This is a genomic window from Sanguibacter sp. Z1732, assembly GCF_051020515.1.
In the GTDB taxonomy this organism is placed as follows: Bacteria; Actinomycetota; Actinomycetes; order Actinomycetales; family Beutenbergiaceae; genus CALKWS01.
The window spans coordinates 2566763-2585278 of the sequence record NZ_CP194857.1; the positions used below are offsets into that span (position 1 = coordinate 2566763).

General features: G+C 68.7%; 18 protein-coding genes and 2 pseudogenes. 18 read left to right on the plus strand and 2 right to left on the minus strand.

Annotated elements, in window-relative coordinates; genetic code table 11:
* Positions 1 to 3 precede the first annotated feature (3 nt).
* The 4 genes from thrB to prmC all read left to right on the plus strand — a co-directional run bounded on the left by thrB (position 4) and on the right by prmC (position 5184).
* Positions 4 to 894, plus strand: coding sequence for a homoserine kinase (gene thrB, locus ACRRRO_RS13600; protein WP_434080410.1), 891 nt, complete (start codon positions 4 to 6; stop codon positions 892 to 894).
* Positions 895 to 1124: 230 nt separating this feature from the next.
* A complete protein-coding gene (gene rho / locus ACRRRO_RS13605; RefSeq protein WP_424796752.1) occupies positions 1125 to 3176 on the plus strand; it encodes a transcription termination factor Rho in 2052 nt (683 codons plus the stop codon).
* A gap of 42 nt (positions 3177 to 3218) precedes the next feature.
* Positions 3219 to 4298, plus strand: coding sequence for a peptide chain release factor 1 (gene prfA / locus ACRRRO_RS13610; RefSeq protein ID WP_424788587.1), 1080 nt, complete (start codon positions 3219 to 3221; stop codon positions 4296 to 4298).
* Positions 4285 to 5184, plus strand: a complete 900-nt coding sequence (gene prmC, locus ACRRRO_RS13615; RefSeq protein ID WP_424796753.1) for a peptide chain release factor N(5)-glutamine methyltransferase — start codon at positions 4285 to 4287, stop codon at positions 5182 to 5184. The genes prfA and prmC overlap by 14 nt, the downstream gene beginning before the upstream one ends.
* Here prmC and ACRRRO_RS13620 read toward each other — a convergent pair.
* Complete coding sequence (locus tag ACRRRO_RS13620; protein ID WP_424796754.1) at positions 5117 to 5542, minus strand: VanZ family protein; 426 nt, start codon at positions 5540 to 5542, stop codon at positions 5117 to 5119. The two genes, prmC and ACRRRO_RS13620, sit on opposite strands and share 68 nt — an antisense overlap.
* A gap of 143 nt (positions 5543 to 5685) precedes the next feature.
* Between ACRRRO_RS13620 and ACRRRO_RS13625 the strand changes: the two are divergent.
* The 14 genes and pseudogenes from ACRRRO_RS13625 to ACRRRO_RS13690 form a co-directional block, all read left to right on the plus strand.
* A pseudogene (locus tag ACRRRO_RS13625) lies at positions 5686 to 6186 on the plus strand (L-threonylcarbamoyladenylate synthase); the annotation flags it as partial.
* Positions 6187 to 6427: 241 nt separating this feature from the next.
* Positions 6428 to 7540 (plus strand): MraY family glycosyltransferase, encoded by a 1113-nt coding sequence (locus ACRRRO_RS13630; protein WP_424796756.1) that lies wholly within the window; start codon positions 6428 to 6430, stop codon positions 7538 to 7540.
* A 44-nt stretch (positions 7541 to 7584) separates the two neighbouring features.
* Positions 7585 to 8181, plus strand: coding sequence for a hypothetical protein (locus ACRRRO_RS13635; RefSeq protein ID WP_424796757.1), 597 nt, complete (start codon positions 7585 to 7587; stop codon positions 8179 to 8181).
* Positions 8182 to 8302: 121 nt separating this feature from the next.
* On the plus strand, positions 8303 to 9100 hold the full coding sequence (gene atpB / locus ACRRRO_RS13640; RefSeq protein WP_424796758.1) for a F0F1 ATP synthase subunit A: 798 nt from the start codon (positions 8303 to 8305) through the stop codon (positions 9098 to 9100).
* 99 nt (positions 9101 to 9199) lie between these two features.
* Positions 9200 to 9367: an ATP F0F1 synthase subunit C gene (locus tag ACRRRO_RS13645; protein WP_434080411.1), complete on the plus strand. Its 168-nt coding sequence runs from the start codon at positions 9200 to 9202 to the stop codon at positions 9365 to 9367.
* Between the two features lie 75 nt (positions 9368 to 9442).
* Complete coding sequence (locus ACRRRO_RS13650; RefSeq protein WP_424796759.1) at positions 9443 to 10051, plus strand: F0F1 ATP synthase subunit B; 609 nt, start codon at positions 9443 to 9445, stop codon at positions 10049 to 10051.
* Positions 10051 to 10926 (plus strand): F0F1 ATP synthase subunit delta, encoded by an 876-nt coding sequence (locus tag ACRRRO_RS13655; protein ID WP_434080412.1) that lies wholly within the window; start codon positions 10051 to 10053, stop codon positions 10924 to 10926. Before ACRRRO_RS13650 ends, ACRRRO_RS13655 begins: the two co-directional genes overlap by 1 nt.
* Complete coding sequence (gene atpA, locus ACRRRO_RS13660; RefSeq protein WP_424788577.1) at positions 10919 to 12550, plus strand: F0F1 ATP synthase subunit alpha; 1632 nt, start codon at positions 10919 to 10921, stop codon at positions 12548 to 12550. The genes ACRRRO_RS13655 and atpA overlap by 8 nt, the downstream gene beginning before the upstream one ends.
* A 3-nt stretch (positions 12551 to 12553) precedes the next feature.
* Positions 12554 to 13446: pseudogene (locus tag ACRRRO_RS13665) on the plus strand (F0F1 ATP synthase subunit gamma).
* Positions 13447 to 13472: 26 nt separating this feature from the next.
* Positions 13473 to 14942 (plus strand): F0F1 ATP synthase subunit beta, encoded by a 1470-nt coding sequence (gene atpD, locus ACRRRO_RS13670; protein ID WP_434080413.1) that lies wholly within the window; start codon positions 13473 to 13475, stop codon positions 14940 to 14942.
* Positions 14943 to 14979: 37 nt separating this feature from the next.
* Positions 14980 to 15276, plus strand: a complete 297-nt coding sequence (locus ACRRRO_RS13675; protein WP_424796762.1) for a F0F1 ATP synthase subunit epsilon — start codon at positions 14980 to 14982, stop codon at positions 15274 to 15276.
* 21 nt (positions 15277 to 15297) lie between these two features.
* The gene (locus ACRRRO_RS13680) at positions 15298 to 15708 is read left to right on the plus strand and encodes a DUF2550 family protein (RefSeq protein ID WP_424796763.1); all 411 of its coding nucleotides are present in this window, start codon (positions 15298 to 15300) and stop codon (positions 15706 to 15708) included.
* 17 nt (positions 15709 to 15725) lie between these two features.
* Complete coding sequence (gene nucS / locus ACRRRO_RS13685) at positions 15726 to 16427, plus strand: endonuclease NucS (RefSeq protein ID WP_434080414.1); 702 nt, start codon at positions 15726 to 15728, stop codon at positions 16425 to 16427.
* 121 nt (positions 16428 to 16548) lie between these two features.
* The gene (locus ACRRRO_RS13690; protein ID WP_424788571.1) at positions 16549 to 16845 is read left to right on the plus strand and encodes a hypothetical protein; all 297 of its coding nucleotides are present in this window, start codon (positions 16549 to 16551) and stop codon (positions 16843 to 16845) included.
* A gap of 43 nt (positions 16846 to 16888) precedes the next feature.
* On the opposite strand, the gene ACRRRO_RS13695 is transcribed toward ACRRRO_RS13690, so the two are convergent.
* Positions 16889 to 18364 carry a glutamate-cysteine ligase family protein gene (locus ACRRRO_RS13695; protein WP_424796765.1) on the minus strand — a complete coding sequence of 492 codons (1476 nt, stop codon included), beginning with the start codon at positions 18362 to 18364 and terminating at the stop codon, positions 16889 to 16891.
* Between the last annotated feature and the right edge of the window lie 152 nt (positions 18365 to 18516).

An 18516-nucleotide genomic window follows, 5' to 3' on the forward strand; every position in this document is an offset into this window, starting at 1 on the left:
GCGGTGCGGCTGGTCCGTGATCAGGTCACCGTGACGGTGCCCGCCACGTGCGCGAACCTGGGTCCGGGTTTCGACTCGTTCGGACTGGCCGTGGCCATCCATGACGTGGTGCAGGTCCGCGCCACCACCGGCGCCACCCGCGTGCACGTCAGCGGCGCCGGGGCGCAAGAGGTGCCCGACGGCGAGGAGCACCTGGTGGTCCGCGCGATGCGGGTGGCCCTGGACCAGGTGGGCGCCCCACAGGCGGGGCTGGAACTGCGGTGCGCCAATGCGATCCCGCACGGGCGAGGACTGGGGTCCTCCGCCGCAGCGGTGGTCGCCGGGTTGCTGGCGGTGCGGGAACTGATCTCCGAGCCCGAGCCCCTGGACGACGGGCTCATCCTGCAGTTGGCCACCGAACTCGAAGGCCACCCCGACAACGCCGCCCCGGCCCTGCACGGGGGCGCCACCATCGCCTGGACGGACCAGGGACAGGCCCACGCGGCACAGGTACCGGTGCATGACCTGGAGGTCACGGTGCTGATCCCGCAGCGCCGGCTGTCCACCTCCCGGGCTCGTACCGCGCTTCCACGAACCATCGCCCATGCCGACGCCGCCGCCAACTCCGCCCGCGCCGGGCTGCTCACGCTCGCACTGGGCAGCCGCCCGGATCTGTTGTTCGCAGCCACCCAGGACTGGCTGCACCAGCGTTACCGGGCCGACGTGATGCCGGAGAGCCTGGAGTTGCTGGACCGGTTGCGCCGGGCGGGCCTGCCTGCGGTGATCTCCGGCGCCGGACCCACCTTGCTGCTGTTCGGGGCCCTGCCGGCAGAGCAACTGGCCACCATCCCGGCCGGCTGGCGGGTGCGCCACCCCGACGTCGACCGGCACGGACCGCGGGTCGCCGCGCCCTGAGGGGCCCGGCGTTGATTTCTGGGGAGAGTGCGGTGCTAGGCTTGCATCGCACCCCGGGCGGGCGTGGACACGCCGCCGTTGACCAGGGTGTACCCCCAAAGTTTTCAGGCGCTGTGGCGCGGGCCGGTGCTTTCCGGCCGTGCGGCGCACCGACGCCGGTGATCGCACCGGCAGACTCTCGTGCCTGGGCCCGGTGACCGGGCCCTGGTCTCATCGAGGGAAGGAACCTCGTGACCGATACCACCAACGCCCCCGGCGGCGACCTCAGTGCGCTCAAGGTTGCCCAGCTGCAGCAGATCGCGGCCGAACTCGGCATCAAGGGCGCCCGGCGGATGCGCAAGAGCGATCTGATCGACGCCCTCCGCTCGGGTCAGGGCGGCCCGGCACAGCCCGAGCGCCCAGCCGAGACACCCACGCAGGGCACACTCGACGGCGATGACGGCGGTACGGCCACCGCGAGCGGAGATCCCGCCCCGGGCGGGGCGGGCCCGCGCCAGGATGCACCGGAGGGGGTCTCGCAGCAGCGCGGCCGTGCTCCGCAGGGTCCCTCCGGCGGTGCCGGTGGCTCCGGTGACTCCGACCGGAACGGGAAGAAGGATCGGCAGGGCGGGCAGGGACAGCAGGACCAACCCGGTCGGCAGGACCGGCGGGATCAGCAGGACACGTCGGATCAGCAGGGAAAGCAAGCCCAGCAGGACCCGTCCGGTAGGCGGGGCCAGCAGGATCAGCCGGGTCGGCAAGCCCAGCAGGGCAAGCAAGCCCAGCAGGACCAACAGGGCAAGCAAGCCCAGCAGGGCAAGCAAGCCCAGCAGGACCAACAGGGCAAGCAAGCCCAGCAGCGCGGCCAGGGTGAGAAGTCCGGGCAGGGCGACCGTCGTCGTCCCAGCGTCGATGACATCCAGTTGCCCGAGCCGCGCGGCCTGGACTCCGAGGGCGACCAGCGCCGTCGAGCCACCCGCGGCCAGGGAAGTCCGGGGCCCTCCGATGGCGACTTCCGCCCCGATGACTCCGACCGCGGTAACCGGCGGCGCCGGGGGCGCGAGCGGAGCCGGGACCGTAAGCGTCGCGGTGGGCGCTCCGAGGAGGCGAACTACGACGACGTCGAGATCTCACCCGATGATGTGCTGATCCCGATCGCGGGGATCCTGGACATCCTGGACAACTACGCATTCGTGCGGACCTCCGGGTACTTCCCCGGCTCGAACGACGTCTACGTCTCGCTGAACCAGGTGAAGAAGCACGGGTTGCGCCGGGGTGATGCGATCGTTGGTGCGGTCCGTCAGCCCCGGGAGGGCGAACAGGCGAACCAGCGGCAGAAGTTCAACGCCCTGGTGCGACTGGACACCGTGAACGGGGCTCCGGCCACCGAGGCGCTGGACCGTCCCGAGTTCGATTCGCTGACGCCCTTGTACCCCAGCGAACGCCTTCGACTGGAGACCACGGCCTCGAACCTGACCACCCGGGTCGTCGATCTGGCCGCCCCGCTGGGCAAGGGCCAGCGTGGGCTGATCGTGGCGCCGCCCAAGGCCGGGAAGACGGTCCTGCTGCAGCAGATCGCCAATGCGGTCTCGGACAACAACCCCGAGGCTCACCTGATGGTGGTGCTGGTGGACGAGCGCCCCGAAGAGGTCACCGACATGCAGCGCACGGTCAAGGGTGAGGTCATCTCCTCCACCTTCGACCGACCCGCCTCGGATCACACCGTGGTGGCCGAACTGGCGATCGAGCGGGCCAAGCGGCTGGTCGAACTCGGCCAGGATGTGGTGGTGCTGCTGGACTCCCTGACCCGGTTGGCGCGCGCCTACAACCTGGCCCTGCCCGCCTCCGGCCGGGTGCTCTCCGGCGGCATGGATGCTGCGGCGCTGTACCCACCGAAGCGGTTCTTCGGTGCCGCGCGCAACATCGAGCACGGGGGATCCCTGACCATCCTGGCCTCGGCTGCGGTGGAGACCGGTTCGACCATGGACGAGGTGATCCTCGAGGAGTTCGAGGGCACCGCGAACTCCGAGGTGCGGCTCAGTCGCGAACTGGCGGACAAGCGGATCTTCCCGTCGGTGGACGTCAATGCCTCCAGCACCCGCCGGGAGGAGTTGCTGATCGGGGAGGGCCAGTTGCAGATCGCGTGGAAACTGCGCCGCAGCCTGGCCGGGAAGAGTCCCCAGGAAGTGATCGAGGCGTTGTTGACCCGGATGCGTGGTTCGGCCACCAACGCCGAGTTCCTGGCCACCGTGAACAAGACCACTACCTCCACCGGCAGGGCCGCGAGCAAGGCTGCCAACTGAGCATCCGGTGTGCCGGTGGGCAACTTCTGAGAGGCTGTCGTGATGAGTGAGTTCGACGGCGTCGAGGCGCTCTTGTCCGAGTACACCCGGATCGAGGAGGATCTGGCCGACCCGGACGTGCACGCCGACACTGCCCGGGCCCGCTCGCTGGGGCGGCGTTACGCCGAACTCGGCCGGATCGTGGCGGCCTACCGGGAGTGGACCCGCGCCCGGGGCGACGCCGAGGCCGCGCGCGAACTCGGCCGGGACGACCCAGGGTTCGCTGCCGAGGTGGAGCCGATGGAACGGGCCGAGGCGACCGCAGCCGACCGGTTGCGCCAGGTGCTCATCCCGCGCGACCCCGACGACGGACGTGACGTGATCCTGCAGGTCAAGGCCGGCGCCGGGGGAGAGGAGTCGGCGTTGTTCGCTGCCGACCTGCTACGGATGTACCTGCGCTTCGCCGAGCGGCAGGGATGGTCGACCCAGGTGCTGGACACCACCGCCTCGGACCTGGGCGGGATCAAGGACGTCTCGGTGGCGATCAAGTCCCGGTCCGCCGATCCCGGCGACGGGGTATGGGCCCATCTGAAGTTCGAGGGTGGGGTGCACCGGGTGCAGCGCGTGCCGGTGACCGAGTCGGCCGGGCGGATCCACACCTCGGCCGCCGGTGTCGTGGTGTTGCCAGAGGTGGAGGATCCCGGTGAGGTGGAGATCGCCGCCAACGACCTGCGGATCGACGTCTACCGCTCCTCCGGGCCCGGTGGGCAGAGCGTGAACACCACCGACTCGGCGGTCCGGATCACCCATGAGCCCACCGGGATCGTGGTCTCGATGCAGAACGAGAAGTCGCAGTTGCAGAACCGCGAGGCCGCCATGCGGGTGCTGCGCGCCCGGTTGCTGGCCGCACAGGCCGAGGCCGCTGCTGCTGAGGCCGCTCAGGCCCGCCGGTCCCAGGTGCGCACCGTGGACCGCAGCGAGCGGATCCGCACGTACAACTTCCCGGAGAACCGGGTGGCCGACCACCGCACCGGGTACAAGGCCTACAACCTGGATCAGGTACTCGACGGCGACCTCGGCGCGCTGATCGGCTCGGCGATCGAGATGGAAGAAGCGGAGCGGATCGCCGGTGCCACCCAGTGAGGACCGATCGGCTACACCTGAGCAACCGGACCTGCGCCACCTGATCAGGGCCGCGACCGCCATCCTGACCGAGGCGCAGGTGCCCAGCGCCGAGTCCGACGCGATCAGCCTGGCCGAGCACGTGCTCGGCATCGACCGCCTGGTCCTGGTGATGCCTCCGCCGCTCCCGGAGGAGTTCACCGCCGATTACGCGGCCGTGGTGGAGCGGCGGCGGCGCCGGGAACCACTGCAGCACATCACCGGCCGTGCGCACTTCCGGCACCTGGCCCTACAGGTACGCCCGGGGGTGTTCATCCCGCGCCCGGAGACCGAGGTCGTCGCCGAACACGCGGTATCCGCCGCGCACGCTGTGCGCCGGGCCGGCCGTGATCCGCTCGTAGTGGACCTGTGCTGTGGTGCCGGTCCGATCGCCGTCTCGGTGGCAAGCGAGGTCCCCGACTCGTCGGTGCTGGCGGTGGACGCCGAGGGCGCCGCGGTGGACCTGACCCTGGCCAACGCCGCCGCCGCGCGCGTCCGCATTCGGGCGATGGTCGCGGATGTGCGTCAGGAGGACCTCCTGGCCGACCACGAGGGGCAGGTGGACGTGCTCGTGGCCAACCCGCCCTACATCCCTCCCGATGCGGTGCCGCAGCAGCGCGAGGTTCGCGAGCACGATCCGGACCTGGCCCTGTACGGTGGCGGCCCGGACGGGCTCGATATCCCCCGCGCCGTCATCCGCGCCGCGGCCCGGCTGCTGCGGCCCTCAGGCGTATTCATCATGGAGCACGCCGAGGTGCAGGCGGGCGCGGTACGTGACGTGGTCAGCGACACCGGAGGCTTCACCGAGGTGTCGACGGCGGAGGACCTGAGCGGGCGGGCGCGGATGGTGCTGGCCCGGCGCCGCTGAGTCGGTGCCGCGTGATCACACCGGCCAGGTACCAACCCAGGACCACCCCGCCGAGGTTGGCCAGCACATCCAGCCATTCGCCACCGCGTCCGGGCAGGGCCAGGTGCTGGATGAGCTCGCTGGCGAAGGCGTGTGCGATCAGTGCCGGAGCCAACCAGGCCAGGGAGAGTCCCAGCAATCGCCCGGTGAGGATCACGCCGGCGAAGATGAGCATGTGTGCGACCTTGTCCGCACCGGGCACCTCCACCTCGGCGACCGCGGGCACCATGGGCAGGTAGAGCACCAGCAGGTGCACCCCCACGCTGACGGCGAAGGCGATGCGCAGCAGGACCGCATGGGCCCGGGAGGCAGAACTCACCAGCACACCATGGCACGAGACACCATGGCACGAACCGGAGCCACGACGGCAGCGCCGGTCATGGGAGACTTTGTGCCGTGACTGAGCACAACCTGCGCGATTGCACCGAGCCGGCCACCTGGTGGCCGCATGTGGACGAAGCCGTGCGCACCCTGTCCCGGGGGGCGCTCGCGGTCATTCCCACCGACACCGTCTATGGGATCGCCGCCGACGCCTTCACTCCGGACGCGGTGGATGCACTGCTGGCGGCCAAGGGCCGCGGACGGCAGATGCCCCCACCGGTGCTGATCGGTGATGTGCGCACGCTGGACGGCCTGGCCATCGATGTGCCCCAGGTGGTGCGTGACCTGGTGGAGCGCTTCTGGCCGGGCGCGCTGACCGTGATCCTGCCCGCCCAGCCCTCGTTGATGTGGGACCTGGGCGAGACCGAGGGCACAGTGGCGCTACGGATGCCGGACGAGGAGTTCACCCTCGCTCTGCTGCGCAAGACCGGGCCGCTGGCGGTCTCCAGCGCGAACCGCACCGGGCAGCCAGCGGCGCTGAGTGCGGCCGAGGCGGCCGAGCAACTGGGCAGTGCGGTGAGCCTGTACCTGGACGGCGGGCCGGCGCCCGGGCAGCAGCCCTCGACGATCGTCGACGCCACCGGGGAGCGGCTGCGGATCGTTCGTCAGGGAGCGATCAGTGCCGAGGAGTTGGCGCAGGTGGCCCCGGAGTTGGCGCCGGAGCCGGACCATCCCCAGGATCCGGCACTGGACCCGGACAGGGCCCAGGAGCCCGCCCCGGGGCCGGGTGAGGCCCAGGAGCCCGCCCCAGAGCCGACCAGGCCCACGAACAGACCCAGAGCCCGGCACCGATCTCCGATACGGCCCGGGAGCCTGACAACCAGTGAGGATCTACCTGCTCCTGATGGCGGTGGCCGCTGCCGTGAGCTTCCTGGCCACCCCACTGGCGTGGCAGGTGGCGCACCGGCTCAAGGCGGTCACCCCGGTGCGGGATCGGGACGTGCACACCGCCCCCACACCCCGCCTGGGCGGGGTGGCGATATTCCTGGGGCTGGCGACCGCGATGGTGGTGGCCGCCCAGGTGGAGTTCCTCGAGCGCGTCTTCGCCGACAACCTGCCCTGGGCGATCCTGCTGTGCGCGGGGCTGATCTGCCTGCTCGGGGTTGCCGATGACATCTTCGACCTGGACTGGCTGACCAAACTGGTCGGGCAGATCCTCATCGCCGGACTGCTCGCCTGGCAGGGTGTGCAGTTGATCACCTTCCCGGTGTTCGGACTGACCATCGGCTCCTCCCGGCTGTCCCTCGTGGCCACCGTGATCGCGGTCGTCTTCGCGGTGAACGCGGTGAACTGGGTCGACGGGTTGGACGGCCTGGCCGCGGGCGTGATCGCGATCGGCGGTGCGGCCTTCTTCGTCTACACCTATCTGCTCACCCAGATCACCAGTCCCACCGACTACTCCAACCTGGCCACGGTGGTGATCGCCTGCCTGGTGGGGGCCTGTGTGGGGTTCCTCCCGCACAACTTCTTCCCCGCGCGCATCTTCATGGGCGATTCCGGAGCGATGATGCTGGGCCTGGTGATCTCGGCCGCAGCGATCGTGGTGACCGGGGACATCAACCCGGGCCTGATCGCCACCCGCCAGGCGTTCCCGGCGTTCGTGCCGATCCTGCTGCCGTTGGCGGTGTTGATGCTCCCGCTGCTCGATGTGGTCATCACGGTGCTGCGCCGCATCGCCGCCGGCAAGTCCCCGTTCCACGCCGACCGCAAACACCTGCACCATCGCTTGCTCGACCACGGCCACTCCCACCGTCGTACCGTGGTGATCCTGTACGGGTGGACCGCCGTCTTCGCCGCCTCGGCGGCCGCCACAGCGATCTTCCCGGTCGGGTGGGTGATACTGGGAACGGTGGTCGCCGTCGTCCTGGCCGTCTTCATCTCCGTGGTGCACCTGCCGGTACGCACCGCGCAGGGCTGGCACAGGATGCGCCGCTGACCACACCGCACCGCCCCTCCCCGAACGGTCAAGGACCTCACCTCGTGAACGAACCCGTCTTTCTCAACGACGCCGTGGTGCGCACCAGCGCCATGCTCGACATGATCCGCACCGTGCTGCGCCGGATGTTGCTGGCCACTGTAATCGGCGCGGTCCTGGGAAGCGGGATCGGATATCTGATCGCCCAGGTGCCGGGCGTATGGGCGGCACTGGTAGCCGCCGGGATCGGCCTCTTCTTCACGGGGACCACCGTGCTGCTGATCTACCTGGTGGTCGGCCGCGGCCCTGAACTGCTCCAACTGGTGCTGCTGGGTGGGTGGATCATCAAGATGGCGGTGGTCCTGGTGCTACTGCTGTGGTTGCGAAACCTGGACTTCTACCACCGGGAGACCTTCGTCGGGGTGCTGATCCTGCTCGCCCTGACCCTGGTCGCGGTGGAGTTGGTCACAGTCATCCGGACCCCGCTGCCCGCCGTCGACCTGTCCCGGCGCGCACCGCTGCGGCCCGGATTCCCCGTCGACGCCGACCAGGAACCGACGGTGACGTCCGCGGCATCGCCCGACGATGCGCCCGGCCCGGACGCCACCGCGGGGAAGGACCCCGGCGGTGAACACGGGAGGGATCAGGATCAGGTAGGCTGATCGCCGTATTCCCACCCCCGCGCCTGTCGCCCTGCCCCTGACCTGCCTCTGAGCGAGGTCACGGGCCGGAGGTTCCCAGGCCACGCATCTGAGGGAGAGAGTCCTGTCCGCCGCTGCCCCCATGCCCCTCGTCGCGGCCGCTGACGACCCCGCCGAGTTCCACGCCCCCGGGATGGAGGAATTCTTCCCGGAGATGATCTTCGGACAGCCGGACGGCTGGTTCGCCTTCGACCGGCTGATGCTGGTCCGCCTCGTCGTGGCCGCCGTCCTGCTGCTGCTGCTGTGGCTGGCGGTCCGCCGGGTGACGCTGGTGCCCGGCCGCGGTCAGGCGGTCGTGGAACTGCTGGTGGACTTCGTCCGTCTCCAGATCGTGGAGCAGATCATGGGCAAGGAGCGGGCCAAGCCCTTCCTGCCGATGCTCACGGTCATCTTCGTGACGATCCTGGCGATGAACCTGGCCAGCGTGATCCCGTTCCTGAACATCGGTGGCACCTCGCGGGTCGGCCTACCGTTGGTGATGGCGGTGTGGGTGCTGCTGACCTACCTTGCCGCCGGTGTGCGGGCCCAGGGGCTGGGCAAGTACCTCAGGGGCCAACTGTTCCCCCCGGGCATCCCGTGGCCGATGTACTTCATCATCACCCCGATCGAGATCCTGCAGGTATTCATCCTGCGGCCGGCCACGCTCACCCTCCGTCTCACCGTGGCCATGGTCGCCGGGCACCTGATGCTGGTGCTGGCATTCGCCGCGACCCACTTCCTGCTCCTGGAGGCCAGCGCGGGGATGACCGTGTTCGCCCCGGTGACGCTGTTCGGTGGCCTGTTCATCACGGTCCTGGAAGTGTTCATCTCGGCCCTTCAGGCCTTCATCTTCACCATCTTGTCCGCGGTCTACCTCAATTTCGCGTTGGAAGACCACTGACGGGCCGGGCCGGGAACGCCCGGCCCCATGTTCGTCTCACCGAACTACCCTGAACTACACCACCGACGCCCAGCCCGGGCGCCATAGGAAGGAAACACAGTGGATAGCAACGTCACCGGCAACATCGCCACCATCGGTTACGGTCTTGCGACCCTCGGACCCGGTGTGGGTCTGGGCATCATGATCGGCCAGACCCAGGCGGCCACCGCGCGTCAGCCCGAGGTGTCCGGCCAGCTCTTCCGGAACATGATCATCGGTGCGGTCTGATCGAGGTGCTCGGCCTGCTGGGTCTGGTCGCGGGCATCATCCTCTGATACCAGCACAACGCTGAAAGAGGTGCCCATGCAGTACATCCAGTCACCCGCTGTGATCCAGGCGGACGAGTACGAGCCGAACCTGTTCGTGCCCCCGGGCTACGACATACTCTGGTCGCTCGTCGTCCTGGTGATCATCGGCTTCTTCTTCTACAAGTTCCTGCTGCCGCGGATCAACGCGGTCCTGGACGAGCGCGCCGCCAAGATCGAGGGCGGGCTGGCGCTGGCCGAGCAGGCTCAGGAGGATGCCGCGGCGGCCAAGAGCGAACGGCAGGAGGAGTTGGCCCGGGCTCGTCGCGAAGCGGCGGAGATCCGGGAGGACGCCAACGCCCAGGCCGCCCAGATCGTGGCCGAGGCGCGCGAGCAGGCCAAGGCGGAGGCGACCCGTCTGGTCGAAACCGCGAACCGGCAGATCGAGGCCGAGCGCCGCAGCGCGGTGGTGTCACTGCGCTCCGAGATCGGGGGGCTTGCCACGGAGCTCTCCTCACGGATCATCGGGGAGGCACTGGCCGACGATGCCCGCCAGTCGCGGGTGATCGATCGTTTCCTGGATGAGTTGGAGTCCGGCACCGGCGAGCAGGAACTCGCTGACGCCGGTGTCTCGGCTGACACCGGCCCGGCTGACCAGGAGAAGTGATGCGGGCAAGTAGTCAGGCCTCCCTGGAGGCGGCCGAGCAGCGGTGGGAGTCCGTGCTGGCCGATGCCGGAGAGAACGCGCTGGAGTTGGGCACCGAGTTGTTCGCCGTCGTGGACGTGCTGGACGGCTCGGCGGCACTGCGCCGCGCCCTGACCGACCCGGGCCGGGACGGAGCGGACAAGGCCCAGGTGGTGGCCGACCTGCTCGGAAACAAGGTCTCCGAGGCCGTGGTGGACCTGGTCTCGGGGATGGCCCGCAGTCGCTGGTCGTCCGAGGGCGACATCGCCGACGCGTTGTCCCAACTCGCGATCGACTCGATGCTGGCCAGCGCCTCTGCCGCCGACTCCCTGGAGCAGGTCGAGGACGAGGTGTTCCGGGTGGGACGTCTGCTCGCCGCCAACCGCGAACTGCGGCTGGCGCTGGCGGACTCTGCGATTCCGGTGAGCCGGCGGCAGGAATTGCTGCGCACCGTGTTCGCCGACAAGGTCAGCCCCGCCACGGCCACCTTGCTGGACCGCTCGCTGGGCAGCGTCCGGCATGCTTCGCTGGCGGCGGCACTGACCGAGATCAGCGAGCTGGCGGCGCACCGTCGTCGTCGGCTGGTGGCCGTGGTGACGGCCGCCACCCCGCTGACCACCGCCCAACGGGACCGGCTCGGAGAGATCCTGGCCCGCTCCTACGGGCGCCAGGTCCAGGTGAACGTGGCTGTGGACCCCACGGTGCTGGGTGGGGTGAGGATCCAGATCGGTGACGACGTGCTGGACGGCACCATACTGACCCGCTTGGACGACGCCCGCCGGCGCCTGCCGGCTGAACGAGACGAAACGATCGCCCACCGTGGCGGTCAGGAGAAAAGGACGAGAAACGATGGCTGAGTTGACGATCAAGCCCGAGGAGATCCGCTCGGCGCTGGATTCCTTCGTGCAATCCTACGAGCCGGCAACCAGCGTGGCCGAGGAAGTCGGCACCGTGATCCTGGCCGGCGACGGAATCGCCCAGGTCGAGGGTCTGCCCGGCGCGATGGCCAACGAACTGCTGCGCTTCGAGGACGGCAGCCTGGGCCTGGCGCTGAACCTGGACGTGCGCCACATCGGTGTGGTGATCCTGGGTGAGTTCGCCGGGATCGAGGAGGGCCAGCAGGTTCGCCGCACCGGTGAGGTGCTGAGCGTTCCGGTGGGGGATGGCTACCTGGGTCGCGTGGTGGACCCACTGGGCCAGCCGCTGGACGGCCTCGGCGAGGTCGAGACCGATGGCCGGCGTGAGCTTGAGCTGCAGGCACCCGGGGTGATGATGCGCAAGAGCGTGCACGAGCCGCTGCAGACCGGGATGAAGGCCATCGACTCGATGATTCCGATCGGCCGTGGCCAGCGGCAGTTGATCATCGGTGACCGGCAGACCGGGAAGACCGCGATCGCCCTGGACACGATCATCAACCAGAAGGCCAACTGGGACTCCGGTGACCCGACCAAGCAGGTCCGCTGCATCTACGTGGCGGTGGGTCAGAAGGGTTCCACCATTGCCTCGGTGCGCGGCGCCCTGGAGGACGCCGGCGCGCTGGAGTACACCACCATCGTGGCTGCCCCGGCCTCGGACCCGGCCGGGTTCAAGTACATCGCTCCCTACACCGGCTCGGCGATCGGCCAGCACTGGATGTACGGCGGTAAGCACGTACTGATCATCTTCGACGACCTGTCCAAGCAGGCCGAGGCCTACCGTGCGGTCTCGCTGCTGCTGCGCCGGCCCCCGGGCCGTGAGGCCTACCCCGGTGACGTGTTCTACCTGCACTCCCGGCTGCTGGAGAGGTGCGCCAAGCTCTCCGATGAACTCGGTGGGGGTTCGATGACCGGGCTGCCGATCATCGAGACCAAGGCCAACGACGTCTCGGCCTACATCCCGACCAACGTCATCTCGATCACCGACGGGCAGATCTTCCTGCAGTCGGACCTGTTCAACGCCAACCAGCGCCCAGCGGTGGACGTGGGGATCTCGGTCTCCCGGGTCGGTGGCGATGCTCAGGTGAAGGCGATGAAGGCGGTCTCCGGAACGCTGAAGCTGGACCTGGCCCAGTACCGCTCGCTGGAGGCCTTCGCGATGTTCGCCTCCGACCTGGACCCCGCCTCGCGCCAGCAACTCACCCGCGGTGCCCGGCTGATGGAACTGCTCAAGCAGCCCCAGTACACCCCCTACCCGGTGGCCGAGCAGGTCGTGTCGATCTGGGCCGGAACCAAGGGGTACCTGGACCAGGTCGAACTCGATGACGTGGTCCGGTTCGAGCGGGAGATGCTCGACCACGTCGGGCGTACCACCGACGTACTCGATGAGATCGAGAAGACCGGCAAACTCGAGGACTCCACGATCGAGGCGATGACCAAGGCCGTGGAGGACTACCGCGACACCTTCCTGGGTACCAATGGCAAGTCCCCGGTGGGGCACGAGGTGGAGGACGATCCGGAGGTCGACATCGACCAGGAGCAGATCGTCGGGCAGAAGCGGGGCTGACCAATGGCAGTGTCCCAACGGGTATACAAGCAGCGCATCCGCTCCACCCAGACTCTGAAGAAGATGTTCCGGGCGATGGAGTTGATCGCGGCCTCACGGATCGGTAAGGCCCGTGACCGCGCCCTGCAGACCGTGCCCTACACGCGCGCGATCACCCGTGCAGTCTCGGCGGTGGCCACCCACACCGACATCGCCCACCCGCTCACCTCCGAGCGCGAGGACACCAGCAGGGTCGCGATGCTGGTCATCACCTCGGACCGAGGGATGGCCGGTGCGTACTCGGCGATGGTGCTGCGCGAGGCCGAGCGCTGCGCGAGCATCTGCAGGACGAGGGCAAGGAAATCGACCTGTACGTGCTCGGCCGGCGCGGGGTGAGTTTCTACACCTTCCGTCAGCGCAGCATCGTGAAGTCGTGGACCGGTGATTCCGATTCACCCAGTCTGGACCGGGCCAACGAGGTGGCCGATACCCTGCTGCGGGCGTTCCTGACCGACCCTGAGCAAGGCGGTGTCGGCGAGTTGCACGTGGTGTACACCCGGTTCCGGACCATGGTCTCCCAGGAGCCCCAGGTGGTCCGGATGCTGCCACTGGAGGTGGTGGAGGGGGTGGCCGAGCCCGGCACCGATGCCCTACCGCTGTACGACTTCGAACCCGACGCCGATGAGGTGCTGGACGCCCTGCTGCCCCGGTACATCCGGATCCGGATCTTCTCATCGATGATGCAGGCCAGTGCCTCCGAACTGGCAGCTCGCCAGCGGGCCATGCACACGGCCACCGAGAACGCCGAAGACCTCATTCGTAACTACACGCGGCTGGCCAACCAGGCCCGGCAGGCGGAGATCACCCAGGAGATCAGCGAGATCGTCTCGGGTGCAGACTCCATGGCCGCGAGCTAAGCCCACCACAGGAGAAGGACGCCACTATGACTGCCACCGAGACCGCCGGCCCGGACACCACCGAGCGTGAGCCGGGCGTGGGCCGGGTTGCTCGGGTGATCGGCCCCGTCGTCGACATCGAGTTTCCCCCGGACGCCCTGCCGGAGATGTACAACGCCCTGAAGACCACCATCACCATGGGTGCCGACGACGCCGGCACCGAGATGACCCTGGAGGTCGCCCAGCACCTGGGGGACAACCTGGTCCGGGCGATCGCGCTCAAGCCCACCGACGGCCTGGTCCGCGGTGCGGAGGTGCGCGACACCGGTGAGTCGATCACCGTGCCGGTTGGTGATGTCACCAAGGGCAAGGTGTTCAACGTGATCGGTGAGCCGCTCAACCTCGAAGAGGGCGAGACCCTGGACGTCACCGAGCGCTGGTCGATCCACCGCCAGCCACCGGCCTTCGACCAACTGGAGTCCAAGACCCAGATGTTCGAGACCGGCATCAAGGTGATCGACCTGCTCACCCCGTACGTGCTGGGCGGCAAGATCGGCCTGTTCGGGGGCGCCGGTGTGGGCAAGACCGTGCTGATCCAGGAGATGATCCAGCGGGTGGCCCAGGACCACGGTGGTGTGTCGGTATTCGCCGGCGTTGGTGAGCGCACCCGTGAAGGCAACGACCTGATCGTGGAGATGGAGGAGGCCGGCGTCTTCGACAAGACCGCGCTGGTCTTCGGCCAGATGGATGAACCGCCGGGCACCCGGCTGCGGGTGGCGCTCTCGGCGCTGACCATGGCGGAGTACTTCCGGGACGTGCAGAAGCAGGACGTGCTGCTGTTCATCGACAACATCTTCCGCTTCACCCAGGCCGGCCAGGAGGTCTCCACGCTGCTGGGACGGATGCCCTCGGCGGTGGGCTACCAGCCGACCCTGGCCGATGAGATGGGCCAGCTGCAGGAGCGGATCACCTCCACCCGGGGGCACTCGATCACCTCGCTGCAGGCGATCTACGTGCCCGCCGACGACTACACCGACCCGGCGCCGGCCACGACGTTCGCCCACCTGGACGCCACCACGGAACTGTCCCGTGACATCGCCTCGCGTGGGCTCTACCCCGCGGTGGACCCGTTGGCCTCGACCAGCCGGATCATGGACCCGCGCTACCTGGGCGAGGACCACTATCGCGTGGCCACCCGGGTGAAGGCCATCCTGCAGAAGAACAAGGAACTGCAGGACATCATCGCCATCCTGGGTATCGATGAGTTGTCCGAGGAGGACAAGATCACGGTGAACCGGGCCCGGCGGATCGAGCAGTTCCTGTCCCAGAACACCTACATGGCCGAGAAGTTCACCGGTGTGGTCGGCTCGACCGTGCCGCTGAGCGAGACGGTCGAGGCGTTCGGCAAGATCGCCGACGGTGAGTACGACCACGTCGCCGAGCAGGCCTTCTACAACATTGGTGGCCTGGAGGACCTGGAACGCAACTGGGACCGGATCCAGTCCGAACTGCGCTGACCGAGCCAGAGCGAGTGACGAGAAGAAGGAGGGCGACGTGCCACTGACTGTGGAAGTGGTCTCCGCCGAGCGCCTCTTGTGGGAGGGCCAGGCAAGGTCGGTCTCTGTCCCGGCTTCGGACGGCGATCTCGGTATCCTGACCGGGCACCAGCCGGTGCTCGCGGTGCTGCGCACCGGGAAGATCCGGATCGATGCCATCGAGGACCAGGACATGGAGATGCAGGTCGACGGAGGTTTCCTGTCCGTGGACCAGGATCAGGTCACCGTGGTCATCGACCCCAGCACCGCCGACATCGACGGGGCGCCCCAGGTCCAGACACCTGGGCAGGACTGACGTACACGGACCGGGGAGGCGATGGCCACCGCACTGATCTGGATCGGCGGGCTCCTGGCGGCCAGTCTGCTCGTCGCCGGGTTGTTGCTGTGGCGCCTGCACGCACTGGGGCGCCGGGTCGGATCCTTCGAGTGCGCGGTCCGGGAGGGCGAGCACTGGCACGCCGGGATCGCCACCTACACCCGCTCCGGTCTGGACTGGCACCGGGTGGTCTCCCTGTCGTTGCGCCCGAGCCGCCGCTGGGACCGGGAGGAGTTGGTGTTACTGGCCCGCCGGAATCGGCAGATCGATGGCAGGGCCAGCCGGGTGGTGGAGATGCACTGCCGGCACGAGAACAGTGAGTTCTACCTGGCCGCGCAGAGCAGCGCCCTGGACGGCCTGGTGTCCTGGCTCGAGGCCGCCCCACCCAGGTCGGCGAACGAGACCATCTGAGGAGTTGAGGCAGGACCGTGCGGATCGTCGTCGCCGAGTGCGCCGTGGACTATTCCGGCCGGCTCAGTGCGCACCTACCGCTGGCGCCCCGGTTGCTGATGGTCAAGGCCGACGGGTCGGTGCTGGTGCACTCCGACGGCGGTTCCTACAAGCCAAGCCTGCTGAACTGGATGAGCCCGCCGTGCACGCTCACCACCGCGCCGGCCGAGGGCGCCGAAGCCGAAGCCGGCGCCAGCCAGGTGTGGACCGTGCAGGCCACCAAGAGCGATGACCAGTTGCGGATCGTGCTGCATCGGATCATCTCCGACACCTCGGTGGACCTGGGTGTCGACCCGGGATTGATCAAGGACGGCGTTGAGGCACATCTGCAGGCTCTGCTGGCCGAGCAGATCGACCTGCTCGGCCCCGGGCACGCCCTGGTGCGTCGCGAGTACCCCACCGCGATCGGACCGGTGGACATCCTGGCGCGGGACGACGCGGGCGCGGCGGTGGCGGTGGAGATCAAGCGGCGTGGCGACATCGACGGCGTGGAGCAACTGACCCGCTACCTGGAACTGCTCAACCGGGACCCACTGCTGGCCCCGGTGCAGGGCGTGTTCGCCGCCCAGGAGATCAAGCCGCAGGCCCGAGTGCTGGCCACCGACCGCGGAATCCGGTGCATGGTGCTGGACTACGACGCCATGCGCGGGGTGGATGACCCCAGTTCACGCCTGTTCTGAGGAGTTGGAGTTCCGGTGCGCGGGCCCGCGGGGTTCGGGTGCACTGCCCGTGGCGCCGGACCAGTTCACGCATGATCGAACTGGGCCGAGCCTCCTGCCACACGTGGGCCACAATGGGTGGATGGCCCGCCGATCCCGCCGCCGTCCCTACCGCGATCCGCACCGGGAACTGGACCCGGACATGGTGCTGCGTGGGATGACGCGCACGGAGACGGGTCCGGACGGGCTGCGCTGGCGGGTGCGGACCCTGGCAGGGGGGCAGAAGGATTACATCTGCCCCGGCTGCATGCACACCATTCCGGCAGGAATCGAACATGTGGTCGCCTGGACCGAGGAGCACTTGTTCGGCGCTGAGGCAGGCCTGGCCGAACGGCGGCACTGGCACACCGGTTGCTGGCGGGCGCGGCGGTTCGGGTAGCGGCGGGCAGGTCCGTTCGAGCGTCCCGGTCAAGGCAGCCCGGTCACGGCAGGTCCCAGGTGTGCACCGGCTCATTGCTGTGCATCCCCTCGGTGTAGAGACCGAGCATCCGTACCAGGGCCTCATCGCGGTCCATCCCCGAAGACTCCAGTCGGCGAACGGCTTCGGCCTGCCACCAGGCCCCGTTGCGGCGCAGTTTGCAGCGCTCCTCCACGATGCCCAGGTACCGGTCCACCACCCGCGCCGAGACCCGCCGTCGGGTCAGCCCCTCGGCAGCCAATGGCAGCAGGTGGCGCACCATCAGTTCGTCCCACGGCACCTCGCCGTACCCTGGCCAATAGAACCTGGCGTCCACGCCGGCACGGGCGCCCTCAGCGAAATTCGAACGGGCCGCCTCGAAGGACATCTTGGTCCAGGCCGGCCGGTCGTCGACGGACAGCATCTCCACGGCGCCGTAGTAGAACGCGGCATTGGCCAGCACGTCCACCACCGTCGGCCCGGCCGGCAGGACACGATTCTCCACCCGCAGGTGCGGGCGCCCCTCGACCACGTCATAGATCGGACGGTTCCAGCGGTACACGGTGCCGTTGTGCAGGCGCAGTTCCTGCAACCTCGGCGCCCGGCCCGCGGCGAGTTCCGCCTCGGGGTCTTCCTCGGTGGTCTCGGGCAGCAGGGCGGGGTAGTAACGCACGTTCTCCTCGAACAGGTCGAAGATCGAGGTGATCCAGCGGTCCCCGAAGTAGACCACCGGGCGGACCCCCTGGTTGCGCAACTCGGGCGAGCGGGTATCGGTGGCCTGGAGGAACAGTTCGGTGCGGGTCTCGGCCCACAGGTGCTTGCCGAACAGGAACGGCGAGTTGGCACCCAGGGCGAGTTGCGGCCCGGCCAGGAGTTGGGCGGCGTTCCAGGTGGGCGCGAAGGCGTCGGGAGTGACCTGCAGGTGCAACTGCACCGAGGTGCAGGCCGACTCCGGGGCGATCGTCGGGGTGAGCATGCGCAGGTGCTCAACCCCGCTGATGTCGAGTTCGATGTCCTCGCGTCGGGAGGAGAAGATCGCCTCCTCCAGGGCCCGGTACCGCTCGTTCGCACTCATCCAGTCACCGGTCAGGTCCTCGGTGCGCAGGGTGGGCAGCACCCCGATCATCACGATCGAGGCGTCGTGCTTGGCGGCCTTGGCCTCGGCCTCGTTCATGGAGGTGCGCAACTGCTCCTCCAAGTCGATCACCGCATCACCGGGTAGAGGTTGGGGCGGCACGTTCAACTCGATGTTGTAGCGCGCGAGTTCGGTCTGGAAGGCTGGGTCGGCAATCGACCGGAGTACCTCGGCGTTGGCCATCGCCGGCCGCAGGGAGGAGTCGACGAGGTTCAGTTCGATCTCCAGTCCGGTCAGGCGGACCTCGGTGTGGAAGGCGTCCTCCGCCAGCATCCGGGCGAAGACGTCCAGGCAGCGTCGAACCTTCTCCCGATAGCGCAGGCGCTGCTCGCGGCTGAAGGTCGAAGTGGAGATGTCATCACCCATCGTGGATTACCCCTCCGGTGCTGGTCTGACCTCGCGGACTCGCGATGAGTCACAGCAAACCAGGCTCCGACGGACCTGTCACCCGGGCGCAGGGGCACGGTTGGGCAGATGCCGCCGTGATGGGCAATGCTCTAGTCTGGACGGTGAGTGCG